Origin of the sequence: Acinetobacter corruptisaponis (genome assembly GCF_030053775.1) — a bacterium.
GTDB classification, from domain to species: Bacteria; Pseudomonadota; Gammaproteobacteria; order Pseudomonadales; family Moraxellaceae; genus Acinetobacter; species Acinetobacter corruptisaponis.
In genome coordinates this window covers 3147511-3160869 of record NZ_CP125669.1, presented here as the reverse complement: position 1 = coordinate 3160869, position 13359 = coordinate 3147511, and the positions used below count along the sequence as shown (strand labels likewise).

Sequence of the window (13359 nt, the reverse complement as noted above, 5' to 3'; positions counted from 1 at the left end):
GTAAATAATGAAAAGTAGTTTAAGCCCTATCAAGGAATGCATAGACCCTAATGACTTGCCAGAGACCATTGTTAATTCCTCTTACCCTAAACCTCGATGGATGTTGAACGAGTCTATAAATGATAAAACTTGGTACTTATCCAAAGTTGGTATTAATTTATCCTTCTACAAGGAAAACATTAATAAAGCACAAAAGTTTGAATTCAAACAAAGGATTGCAGATAATGAGTATCTGACTGACAAAATTAATGAAGCATTATTAATAGATATCCGTAACAGTCTTCTTTATCTTGATTCAACAGGTAAAATTACAAGACCAACTAGGATTTCGGATATCGCTATATCTGTAATTCACCTCATCTACCATGCAAATGAATTTCGTATTGCCAAAAGCGAACCTTTAGTTAGAAGCCTAGAGCAAATCAAATTCAAAGAGTTGAAACATTACTTGTTATCTTTTAATGTAGAGAGGGCTTTGTTTGAGAAAGCAGTTAATTTTATATTAATAAAATGGAACTCAAGGAGCGATATAAACTGGTCTTTAATAAAAACTGAGTTTGCTCTTACAACTAGGGAATTTAAAAGTCTTAAATACAAAATAATTAAATACTTAGAATCAAAAGATGATAGCTTTACTTCTAAATTGATGTATAAGCGAGAATACAATAATGCATGTACACGAGAGTTTGACATAGACTTTGATCTGTTTCCAAGTCAAAGTACAATCTCTAATGAAATATCTAAACTGGAAGCCTTTTTTACTGCAAGAACTGCCCAAAAATATAAGTTTAAGTATTCGCCAATGAAACTGTTTTCTTCGGGAAGGACTATTTTTGATGAAATGATCGATAGAGTAAAAACTCCATTGATGCCAATTTCATTATCCCTTCATACAACCTCCTCAGCATTACATTTTGCACGCGTTTATGGGGAGCCACTTCGTCAGTACCTTTCGGATTTATCTAAAGGCGAAGTTAACAGGATAAAAGAACTTGGTATAGCTTTATCAACCAGCAGGAAATATAGCCTAGAGATAAAGAATTATGTATATAAAACAACTAAGATCCCAGACGCTCTCAAACCTTTAATTATTACGTCATGGGAAAAAGGAGATGACAATAAATTTGACTATAGCGAATTAAGAAATGGCATGTCTGTTAATATGGCTATCAGACTTTACACAGCTGCAATATGGATTTTGATCGCCAGCTTCTCTGCTGGCAGAGCAACATCATTGCGGACTTTAAACCGTAATTGTTTTGTACAATCCCCAGTTGATGGCTTGTTTGACATAGTCATGAAAATTCCTAAAAGCTCAGAAAGGTTAGAGTTAGAAAAAGTACATAGACCTATCCCTGATTTAATATACGATTACGGTCTAGAGTTCGCTTTAATGGTATGTGAACTTGAAGAAAGACGAGGTTTTATAGGAGATGAGAATGAACTATTTTTATTTGGTTGTGCATTGTCATATAGATCAATAAGTGCAGCTCGTGAAGATGGTGGGGAAAACTCTAAACACCCTTTAAGCGATGACTATATTAATGCTTCCATTAATATGTTTATGGACTGGATTGAATCTCCCCTGATCGGTGGAAAAAGATGGTATCCATCAACACACCAATTTAGAAGACTATTTGCTGTAGTGTATTTTAACTTCTCAGATCAAGTTGGATTAGATGAGCTATCTTGGTTCATGGGCCACTCTAACCTCGATCAAACATTCTATTATGCAGAAGTGTCACCTGATGATGAATGGATCGACGAAGCTGAGGCTACTATTGCACGGATAGGGGCATCATTAAACAAGCATATTAATGGTGATGAAGCAGTGAGAAGCATAATTAACAAAGCCAGACAGTCAACAAATATTTCAACTGTGCTAGAGACACTGGTTCGTAGATTGATTGACGAACATAAAGAAAAAACAGGTCAACAAGTCCGTTTCTGTAAGATCGATGGAAACGAAGTTTTCTTTTACTTTATTAAGCCATAAAAGTAGGAATTTAGTTATGTCAAAGTTTAAGAAGGGGGAAACTTCAAAATCAGTTATCGATAAAAAGATTGAAATATCCTCATCTATAAAGCGAAAAACTGAACTCATAAATAAGATAGAATGCTTCGAAGATATACCTAGCAGCTTGGAAATAAAAAATAACACCATTTCACAAACTTCAGTTCATAAGTGGAATGATAGTGAACATAATATTATATCTTATTCTTACAATACAGCTCATGCTGCGCATAACTTAAAATATTTAAACGATCTAATTGATTCAATTAAAAATGCCAATCATAGGCTTTCTAAACTCTCAGAATCAGAAAGGAAGGATAAAGGTAATTCCACCACTAGAATATCACAAAAGGAAGTGAACAAACTAAAAATTGAAAACGAGGAATTACGTGTTGCATTAGCGGAAGTGTATAGAGCTTATATGAGTCTTTTAGATCAATGTCGAGAAGATAAGGAAATCGATGCAGCATATAGAAAGCTTATTCTATCTCAGGCTCAAATCCTAGGTAGAAATCGACTATGGCTGGTTAAATAATGTCTTCTGTAGTCGTTGCAAAAGATCCTAACCTTAAATTTCTCAATACTAGTAGGCGAATAGACCAAAACAATGATTGCCCACTTCCCATGATTTTAAAGAAAGGTGGTAAGTTTGATTGGAATGCTAATTCATTTATTACTCATTATGGCGGTGGTTCACAAACATATAATATTCGCCCATTAGCAAAAACCGTTCAAAAAAAAGCATATAGTTTAAATTTGTTCTGTGATTTCCTTGAAGATAATTCTATAAATCTGAGCGAGATTAATGATAGCACTCTTTATCAATATATTAAGGAGTCAAAAGATAGGAATATTAAAGACGGTACTATTATTCAACATGGAAGGACTGCAATTGAGTATATAGATTATCTCAGTAAAATGTATCCAGAATGGAAACTAGGCACTACAGGGAAAGATCCAGATAAAATATTCAGCGTGCATTATGAAAAACTTAAATTCAAGAAAGGAAGTATAACAGGTGAATATTTTTATCATGAATCACTTGTTGGACTAATTAACATTGCCTCTGAAGTTGAATACGTGCATGATCACGAGTTAGTTATGTGGCTAGATGCCATCAACTGCACAACCAACCATCCAAGAATAAATACATTCCTCATAAGCAGGTGGGAAGCCTTAACCACATTACTAGATGTTACAGGCTCTAGAATAAGTGAAGCTCACGAGATAACCCGAACTATGATAAAAGAGGCAGCGGATTCATTACTCATCAGTGACAAGCAGCCAATAATCCGAAATATTCCCATAAGGAAAGGAAAATACAAAGGTAAAACTCGATCAGTGAGGACTACCCATGAGGATATTCAAGTTATTCTTTTATACGTCCATGTAATTGAAGATATGTTTCCTGATATGAAGCATGATGCTCTTTTTGTCGATTCAGTCACAGGAAAACCATTGAAATCTACTTATTTAAAAAATTATGCAAAAAAGGTTATTAACGGTAGTAAGTATTGTGAGGCTCTGAGGCACCTAACCAATCATTCTTTTCGCCATAGATTTATTACCCTTAATATAGCTAAAGCAATTAAGAAAATATCAGCACAAGGTAGCTTTTCAAGTATTCTGAGTGTTGCTTCAAATGCATGCCGTAAAGTTACCATGCACGCAAACAATGAATCTTTATCACATTATGTGCATCTAGCCACTGAATATAATGAAAAAAACGATCAAGCAGATATAGATATGAGCAATGTTTCTCCTCAAATTAGAATTCGTGTAAAGAAAATGATCTCAATTGCAAATTTGTTCCGCTTAAAGGAAATAAACGAAGCTGAAGCTTTAGATTCTCTTCTTTCAACGATAGATGGATTTAAGAAGTTCACATAAAACCAATCAGCCTTTGTTCTTCAGCTCAGATATGCGAGCGGGAAACGTCCAAAGCTTCTGAAGCCTCTTTTTGTGACCATCATTTTGATCGATTACGTTTGAGATTATGATTGATAAGTCCATTTTCAACGCTATTTTTGTTGCTACTCTTTCTTCATGTATAGAACGTCAACTATCTTATCCTGATTGTTTTGGAGAAACGAGTTCACTTGAGACTTTTCCAGTCTCAGCTCCTTGGCAATTTGACGTCCTTTCAATCCCAGTGAGTAGTTTAACAAATCTGAAATAGCTCTTAGCAAACCGCATCCTCCATTGATCTATTCCCTCAAGAGATTCTATATCTGCCCACCCACACCTTTGAATTTTTCAACAAAAGCGGCGATTTTCTGAAAAACCGTTTGCTTCTGGGTTCGGTACTGCGGATTCAAGGGGCTGAGTTTGGGCAGCGCTTCATTAAGAGCAGTGCCATTTTCAGAGGCGTACTCACGCTTGAGTGATGACGCAATATAGCGTTTGGCAGCATCGATATTGAGCTTTTCAGAGGCAATAATAGCATCGGCTTCGCGCTTCTGCTCCACCTGGGCGAATTTGAAGAAAGCGTCGATAATGCTGGCTTTGTCATTGATCTCATCTAGGTTTGTCTGGTTAATAAAATCAACCACTAAGCTCTCTTTCGCTCTATTACCAAGGCTACCGCGGATCATACGACGAACTTCTTCAATCAAGCCTTCTTTGCTCTTGTTCTTTTTATTGTGATCAAAAATCAGTTCAAGAATGTAATCGAGGTTTATTTCTTGAGATTTAAGCAAATCAATTTCAAAGACCACATCGTCCCAGTCTACCGTTGACTTATCTTTGTCCTGACCTTCTTTATCGCGTCGCAACCAGTCACGGATATCATTGTAAGTAGAGCGATAATCTTGGATAGCACGTTCGCTCGGCATATCGATAGTTTGCATTGCCTCGATGTCAGCATCGTCCAGATAGTACTTTGACTTGAACTCTTCAACAGCTTGTCCATCACTGGTATCTAAGCTTTGCAGTGCTTTTAATCCAGCAAACTCATCGTAGTTTTGTAAAATATTTTCTGCCTTTAGGTATTCACCAAACAGTTTGGCAAACTCTTTTTTATCTTGTTCTTTTTCAATATTTTCTGGGTTTGGAAAGCGTTCTTGCAGCTCTTTTACGATATCAACAAAACCTCGACGCGCCTGGCCGGTAGCAATATCGTTAAAACCTTCCATGTATTCTTTGTAGCTCTTCTCCAACACCACGTTTTTGGTGTTTTTGTCACCAAACAAGGTGATGGCATCAATGGTTGCCTGCTCTAAGTCCCGGAAGGTAACAATATTGCCAAAGGTCTTCGTTGCATCATAAATGCGGTTAGTTCGAGAAAACGCCTGCATCAAACCGTGATAACGCAAATTTTTATCAACAAACAAGGTATTAAGCGTAGGCGCATCAAAGCCCGTTAAAAACATACCGACCACGATAAGCAGATCAACTTCTTGATTCTTCACTCGCTGGGCAAGGTCTCGGTAGTAGTTCTGAAAGCCATTACTGTCCACGCCATAGTTAGATTTAAACATGGCGTTGTAATCGCTAATCGCGGCGCTCAAAAACTCTTTCGCGCTGCTGTTCATCGCGCTAACTTCAAAGCTCTCATCTAAAATATCACCAATAGCGTCCTGCTCTTCATTGGCAGCAAATGAGAAAATAGTCGCAATGCGTAGAGGTTTACTCGTGGGTCCATTCTCAGCCTCGGCCTGCAATATTTTAAATGTTTCGTAGTACGCTTTCGCCGCATCAACACTACTGACCGCAAACATGGCGTTAAACCCTTTGGCGCCAGAATAGGCTCGATGCGTTTTCTGGTTAAAATGGCTCAGAATATACTGCGAGATTTCACGAATGCGCATTGGATGTAAGAACGCTTTCTTGTTCTCTGCGGCACTAAGCTTCTTTTCATCCTGCTCAGTCTCAATGCTCTTAAATTGCGGACGAACATCATTATAGTCCACTTTGAACTTGAGTACTTTTTCATCACGAATGGCATCAGTGATCACATAAGTGTGCAACTGCTGGCCAAACACGCTGCCAGTGGTTTCAGCACCCAAGGCGTTTTCAGGGAAAATTGGCGTACCGGTAAAGCCAAACTGGTAGTACTTTTTGAATTTCTTCTTCAGGTTTTTCTGCGCTTCACCGAACTGGCTTCGATGACACTCATCAAAAATAAAGACAACTTGCTTGTTGTAGATAGCTAAATCGCTTTCGCTTTTGATTAAGTTGTTGAGCTTTTGGATAGTGGTAACGACAATCTTGTTATCGTCTTTATCTAGGTTACTCTTAAGCCCTGCGGTACTGTCTGAACCGTTCACACTATCAGGTGAGAACCGCTGATACTCTTTCATCGTCTGATAGTCGAGGTCTTTTCTGTCCACCACAAAGAAGACTTTATCGATACAGTCTAAATCGGTGGCCAAACGTGCCGCTTTAAAGCTGGTGAGTGTTTTGCCTGAACCCGTGGTGTGCCAAATGTATCCGCCGCTCTCGGTGTTGCTCCAATTCTTAGCGTTAAACGCGCTCTTAATCTTCCATAAAATGCGCTCTGTAGCGGCAATCTGGTAGGGGCGCATTACCAGCAAAGTATTGCTGACGTCAAACACCGAGTAACGCAAGATCACTTCAAGTAGCGTCTCTTTCTGAAAAAAAGTGGCGGTAAAGTCTTTTAAATCCTTGATCAGCGTATTGTCTGACTTCGCCCAGTTCATCGTGAAGTCGAAGCTGTTTTTGTCTCGCTTAGTGGTATTGGCAAAGTAGCGCGTGTCGGTGCCATTAGAGATCACAAACAGCTGCAAGAACTTGTACAACGAGTTCTCTGCATTAAAACTTTCTTTGCTGTAGCGATGTATTTGGTTAAACGCCTCACGGATAGCCACACCACGCTTTTTCAGTTCAATTTGTACTAAAGGCAAACCATTGACCAAAATCGTCACATCATAACGGTTGGCATGGCTTCCCGTTTGTTCAAACTGCTTAATGACCTGCACTTTGTTACGAGCAATGGTCTTCTTGTCGAATAGGTAGATATTTTCTATATGGCCATCATCGAAGACAAAATCGAAGATATAGTCACTGTGCACCTTGCGGGTTTTGTCGAGAATATTGTCGCTGGGTGTGCTCAGGTATTGCTCGCAAAAGCGAGCCCACTCACCATCAGTAAACTGGACCTTATTGAGAGCTTGAAGCTGCTTGCGCACATTAGCCATCATGGCATCGGGTGTCGTCAGAGCAGGTAAATATTCATAGCCCTGGTTACTTAGGTCCTGAATCAGCTCACGTTCTAAATCACCTTCGCTCTGGTAACTTTCACTTATCTGCGTTTGCTTTGTGTATTTGTCTAAGACAATAAAATTATTTGATTCTGCAATCGGCTTTGTTGTGCTAGTCATTCTGTGCTCCTTGCAGTTTAAAACCATAGTTATTTAATAGATGTTCAAGTAGAAACTTAACAATCTGCTTCTCAGGTTCGGTAGGTTCTGCAACTTCTTCGTTTGATAATGAACGATGACTATAAAAGTGCATCACTCGTTTGGCGTATAGCTCGCGGCTCTCTGGTAATAGCGCTGTCCAGTCTGCGTACCCCAAAAATGCTGCGACTTTCTCATAAAGGTTGCGCAGTAAATTGAAGTGAAAACGCTGTATTTCATTGTTCGTGATAGCTTGTTCAATCAATTGCTTGATATACAAGTGATAAGAAAAACTGGTATTCGCGCCACCTTTTTTTTCTTTTAAATCAAAGGTTCCGTCTTCAAAACGTTGCAACAAGTAACAGATTTTCGCATTAAGCTCATTGTGCAACACATTGTAAAATAACGGATTATGTGTCGATATGATAAATTTAAGCTTCTCAGATTTGCTTAACTTGATTAGTTCCGCCAAATTAACTGCAAGTTCAATTAAATGGTTTTCATCTAATGAGCTGACGGGGTCATCAATGAACACATATTCTAGCTGATTGAAGCTCTCATCATCCTCTTCATCAGGATTATTCATGACTCTAACAACTTGCTCTAGAAGCCCATGAAAAATACTCCAGACAAAATTACTTTCTTCGCCCTTAGATATTTTTACATGCTGTGCTCTTTCCGCATTTCCTCGCTCAAATGAAAACGTTACTTGAGTAAAGTCTTCATTAAAATGAGGCGTCAACTTCTCGTTGCTATAACGCTGAAACAACCTGGTGATATTAGGCTCTTGACCTTGTACTTTTAATATCCAATCGGTAAACGTATTGGGTTGGATTTTTAGCTTCGGCTGGGCATCTGCATCTAAATCGTTATCCCAGTAAAACAAGTCTTCCGTAAACGCGTTGTAATACAAAATCTTGTGGCGCGACAGTGGTGCTTGCTCTGCATCAATAAGCGCATCTTGTCCATCTTCCTTTGGCGCGATGATCTCTTTAAATTCACGCGACAAACGTGTTTTACCTGTACCATTAAAGGCATAGATTAACTGCACTTTTTTGTCGGATGCTTGCAACAACTCTGCTATTTCCGTTAGCGTTTTACTCATTAAGCTGCCTCATCTGAATGAGATTTCGGGAAGCTCAACAACAGGTCACGATAATACTCGTATTGCTTTTGGCGCAGCTCGATTTCGCGGGGCAATCCTTGTTTAATTGAATGAGTCAAAGTATCGAACTTATCCAAAAGAGCCACAATGCGGTTTTGTTCTTCAATTGGTGGAATAGGTATCTGGAACTTTGAAAACTCTTGCTTCGTGATAGTCTTCAAAGTGCTTCCTCTTGCAAACTCTTTTTCTAAATCAAATTTTGCTTTTAGCTGATGTGCAAAATATTTTTTATTTATATCTTCTTTGTAGCTGGTAAATATTGCTAAAGTTCTATCCACGTAACTGTCGTATTGGGTGATAGCAACGCGTCCAATAGTACCTTGCAGAGAAACGACAACCGTGCCTTTTTCAACGAAAATGCTTTTTGGCTGTGCAAGTTTGGAAATCTTCTGCTTCGTCGTTTGATGCAGTGTAAAGCCGAAATCAGCAACATCAGCAACCTGAACGAAAGGCATGCAGCCCTCTCCGTCATACCACTCGCTGTTTCCATATGGCTGAGGAAATGAGCCACGCCTAAATGAAGCGACATCCTCTAGATTCTTCCACTCAACGTCACCTTCTTCAAAACTCAACAACTGGTCTCGGTAGTAATTGTATTGTTTTTTCCGAATGTTAAGCTCGGCGGTCAGCTCGGCGGTCAGCTCGGCGGTCATAGCGGTAAATGCGTCCAGAATACGCACTATTTCAGCTTGTATTGCCAGTGATTTTTCTGGGTTATCTGGGCATGGGATAGGGATACTAAAGTCTTTGACTTTCGCATCAGAAATAGCTGGATATGCAGATCCACTCTGATTCTCTTCAAGGTACTTTTTAAAATCACTTGAGGAAATCAAATGCAAAATCCACTTAGGTAGAATCACATCCCTTTTCACTCGCAATACACAATATCCAGTGCTCGCGACTGCTCCATCATATTCCTCATCAATTAAGCAATAGCGCATTTGTGTTGGACGAGTTGTTGCAAATAATACATCGTCTTTTTTTACAAGCTTTTGAGCACGGCTGGGCGCATTGCTAGCTTTTACCTCTGTTGTTTCTATTATTTTTTTTGTATCAACGTTGACTGAAGTTAGATCAATATACTGATGGCTTTCAGAAGTTTCACGCCACTTTATATTCGTAGTTCGCTCAGTAACTTCGCTGATCGGAAACCAAACCACTTCAACACCATCGAGTAGTTTCTCTACATAGCTAAAATGGTTCATGCCTCAACCTCCTCACCGTCAATTTCCGCAACTATGGCATCAATATCACTGCGAAGTCGGTCTATTTTCGCAACGGTAATTTTAAGCTCAGCATTGAGCTTATTTATGTCTACTAACTCACGAGTATCTTCGGACTCTACATAACTGCTCACCGAAAGGTTGTAGCTATTGCCTGCTATGATTTCCAATTCAACCGATTTAGCAAAATGATCCACGTTCTCTTTGCTGGCAAACACTTTCATGATGTCTTCAATGTGCTGCTCAGTCAGTACGTTGTTATTGGTTTCTTTTTTAAACAAACCGCTGGCATCGATAAACTGGGTGGTGGTGTCAGTTTTGTGCTTAGACAGAACTAAAATATTCACGGAAATGGTGGTGCCAAAGAACAGGTTAGGTGCCAGTGAAATTACCGTTTCCACATAGTTATTATCTACAAGGTATTGGCGAATCTTTTGCTCAGCACCGCCACGGTAAAAAATACCGGGGAAGCAAACAATGGCTGCACGACCTTTGCTTGATAGGTAACTCAGTGCATGAAGCACAAAGGCAAAATCGGCTTTTGATTTGGGTGCCAATACGCCAGCGGGCGCAAACCGGTCATCGTTGATAAGGGTTGGGTCGTCGCTACCAATCCATTTCACCGAATAAGGCGGGTTTGAGACAATGGCATCAAACGGTTTGTCATCTAAAAAGTGCGGTTCGGTTAAGGTATCACCCAACTGAATATTAAACTTGTCGTAGTTAATGTTATGCAAAAACATGTTCATACGCGCTAAGTTGTAGGTGGTGTGGTTGAGCTCTTGGCCAAAAAAGCCATCTTCAATGATATGCGCATCGAAGTGCTTTTTAGCTTGTAACAGCAACGAGCCCGAACCCGCCGCAGGGTCATAGATTTTATTGACACTGGTTTGGCCGTGCATGGCCAACTGCGCGATCAATTTTGAAACGTGCTGAGGGGTGAAAAATTCACCACCTGATTTACCCGCATTGGCGGCATAGTTTGAAATCAGGAACTCGTAGGCATCACCGAATAAATCAATTTGGTTGTCTTCAAAATTACCGAAGGTTAAACCTGCCACGCCTTTTAACACGGCTGCCAAGCGTTTGTTTTTTGCCTCTACCGTATTACCCAGACGATTACTGGTCGTATCAAAATCCGCAAACAAGCCTTTGATGTCTTTTTCTGAATCGTAGCCATTGGCTGAGTTTTCGATTGCAGCAAAAATAGCGGCCAAATCCGTATTTAAATTTTCGTTTTTGTGTGCATTAGCCGCCACATTGCTAAACAACTGGCTAGGGTAAAGAAAATAGCCCTTGGTTTTAATGGCATCTTCTTTAGCAAACTTGATGTTTTCATCATCGTCAGACATGGCCGCATAATTAACGCTCTCATCACCGCCAGTGATGTAGTTGACAAAGTTTTCACTGATAAAACGGTAGAACAGCGTACCCAGTACATATTGTTTAAAATCCCAGCCATCCACTGAGCCTCGAACATCGTTGGCAATCGCCCATATTTGGCGTTGAAGTTCGGCACGTTGTTGTAAACTTGTCATTTGTTAATTCCTGCTTTTAATTCGTTTATTGGTTGTCCACCAGCGTATGCCTATTCGCGACTGGCTTTTAGCAATGAGCCGCTTTCTAAAGTTCCCCAATTAATTTAAGGTATTCCTGTTCAGTCAATACTTTAACGCCTTTATCACGAGCTGCAATAATCTTAGTTTCACCGACCTTGTCGCCAGTTACTAGATAGGTAGTTTTACCAGTAACCGATTTAGCCACGTTAGCCCCAAGTGCTTTCGCATGCTTTTCCATATCGCTACGGGAACCTTGTTGCATCGAACCAGTAAATACAATAAGTGATCCAGCTATAGGAGAATCTGAACGCTCTCTATCAGACTCCTTGGACGTAATACTTAAATTGAAACCTAGGTTATATACTTTAAAAAACTCTTCTTTCACATTTGCTAGACCTTCAACAATAGCTTCTGCACTTAATTGTGCAAACCCATCTATTTTAACCAAGTCCTCGACCGATATTTCAAAAACTTCAGCAATGGCATGATGCTGAAGTAATCTTTCACAGTTTCCGCCAGCTAATCGGGTAACTCCAAATGCAGCAAGAAACCTCCAATCCTCTATTTCAATCTGTCTACTTGCTTGGAGTTGATCAATAAGATTCTGTGACGTTTTATCTCCAAATCCAAACTCTACAAATTGATGCTTAGGAATCTGATAGATTTCGTGGATATGCTTAATACCTTGATTGGTTATTTTTTCAATCACCTTTGGCCCAAAGCCATCTACATTACCCAATGTTTTAAAAAAATGAATCAGTGTATTTTCGGTTTGGGCTGGACAGTCTGACTTATTCGGGCATATCAAATGATCGCCTTCCCAAATAAGATGAGCACCACAACTAGGACAATTTTCAGGTAATTCTGGCTCTGCTGGTTTAATAACTTGTTCAATTTTTGGAATAACTAAGCCACTTCTGACTAGCTTAATGATTGCGCCAGGACCAACTCCATTTGTCTTCACCATATGATAGTGGTGAACAGTTACTCTGCTTAAAGTAGCCCCACTAAGTTTTGTCGGAACCAATTCAGCTACTGGTGAAACTCGACCAGTCCTTGAGGTCTGAGGAACAACTTTTAATACTTCAACTTCAGCCGATTCATCGTTCACTTTAAAAGCAATTTGCCACCTATGAAACTTTCTCGTAGAGCCCATATGCTCTTTGATCGGTGCATTTGTAGTTTCTAAGACTAATCCATCAATATCAAAATCAACTGAGTTCCACATACTTTCAAGAATACTCTCAAAGTTTGACAATAACTCTTCAATACTTCCCGTCCAGTTATCTAATAGTGAAAAAGGGTAGAAGACACAGACACCTTTATCAATTGCCTTTTGGACATCTTCATCAACTTTCTTTTCAGCGATAATTGCTGCTTGGATATTGCGTGAGTTTTCAAACTTTTCTATCAACACCCTATTAAAGTAACTTTTCTTGATTACGATTTCGCCAGGGCCTAAACCTCTTCCTGCATTTTTTGCTACTTTAAGTCCTCGTTCAAATGCACGAGTAATATCTTGACCTCTTGTCCCATCACCTCGGGTGTAGAGAGTTGTACCATCATCATAAGCAGCATAACCATCAAGTTTTGGTGTAACCTTAATCTCAATCAAATTTTGATCAAATTCAATTTCTGAAGCGGCTTTAGTAATCCTTTCCGTCCATTTTTTAATTTCTTCCAAAGAATATGCTTTATCGGTAGAAAGCATTTTCTTTGGAAGTGGAACAGTCTTACTATCGATTAAAACTTCAGGCTCTACACTTAATAAGAATGGGTTCTCTGGATCAAGAGTTTTGAAGTAGTTAAGATATTCATCATACTGCTTATCTTCAATAATCGGATAACCGGATCTGTAAAGAGCATTAGCAACTTTAAGCAATATTTCCAACTCTTCCCAACTGTGATTATTTGAAAAAAAGAGTTTCTCTACATCGTCTATACTTAAATTAAGCTCGAGCTTTTCAATAATGGCGATTTGGTTGTCGTTAAATTTATAGTTAGACATTACTGCTACCCTTATACTGCCATTTGAAAA

General features: G+C 39.2%; 8 protein-coding genes. 3 read left to right on the top strand and 5 right to left on the bottom strand.

Annotated elements, in window-relative coordinates; genetic code table 11:
* The first annotated feature begins 7 nt into the window (after positions 1-7).
* The 3 genes from QLH32_RS15000 to QLH32_RS14990 are packed head-to-tail and all read left to right on the top strand — an operon-like array spanning position 8 to position 3904.
* The gene (locus QLH32_RS15000) at positions 8-1996 is read left to right on the top strand and encodes a hypothetical protein (RefSeq protein ID WP_016652903.1); all 1989 of its coding nucleotides are present in this window, start codon (positions 8-10) and stop codon (positions 1994-1996) included.
* Positions 1997-2012: 16 nt separating this feature from the next.
* Positions 2013-2549 carry a hypothetical protein gene (locus tag QLH32_RS14995; protein WP_016652904.1) on the top strand — a complete coding sequence of 179 codons (537 nt, stop codon included), beginning with the start codon at positions 2013-2015 and terminating at the stop codon, positions 2547-2549.
* Positions 2549-3904: a site-specific integrase gene (locus QLH32_RS14990; RefSeq protein ID WP_016654338.1), complete on the top strand. Its 1356-nt coding sequence runs from the start codon at positions 2549-2551 to the stop codon at positions 3902-3904. Before QLH32_RS14995 ends, QLH32_RS14990 begins: the two co-directional genes overlap by 1 nt.
* 335 nt (positions 3905-4239) lie before the next feature.
* Here the strand turns inward: QLH32_RS14990 and QLH32_RS14985 are convergent, their stop codons facing one another.
* The 5 genes from QLH32_RS14985 to QLH32_RS14965 all read right to left on the bottom strand — a co-directional run bounded on the left by QLH32_RS14985 (position 4240) and on the right by QLH32_RS14965 (position 13329).
* On the bottom strand, positions 4240-7356 hold the full coding sequence (locus QLH32_RS14985; RefSeq protein WP_016654339.1) for an HsdR family type I site-specific deoxyribonuclease: 3117 nt from the start codon (positions 7354-7356) through the stop codon (positions 4240-4242).
* Complete coding sequence (locus tag QLH32_RS14980; protein ID WP_016652907.1) at positions 7349-8479, bottom strand: AAA family ATPase; 1131 nt, start codon at positions 8477-8479, stop codon at positions 7349-7351. Before QLH32_RS14980 ends, QLH32_RS14985 begins: the two co-directional genes overlap by 8 nt.
* On the bottom strand, positions 8479-9744 hold the full coding sequence (locus QLH32_RS14975) for a restriction endonuclease subunit S (protein WP_016654341.1): 1266 nt from the start codon (positions 9742-9744) through the stop codon (positions 8479-8481). Before QLH32_RS14975 ends, QLH32_RS14980 begins: the two co-directional genes overlap by 1 nt.
* Positions 9741-11300, bottom strand: a complete 1560-nt coding sequence (locus QLH32_RS14970; protein ID WP_016654342.1) for a type I restriction-modification system subunit M — start codon at positions 11298-11300, stop codon at positions 9741-9743. Before QLH32_RS14970 ends, QLH32_RS14975 begins: the two co-directional genes overlap by 4 nt.
* Positions 11301-11385: 85 nt before the next feature.
* Positions 11386-13329 carry a BRCT domain-containing protein gene (locus tag QLH32_RS14965; protein WP_016652910.1) on the bottom strand — a complete coding sequence of 648 codons (1944 nt, stop codon included), beginning with the start codon at positions 13327-13329 and terminating at the stop codon, positions 11386-11388.
* Positions 13330-13359 lie beyond the last annotated feature (30 nt).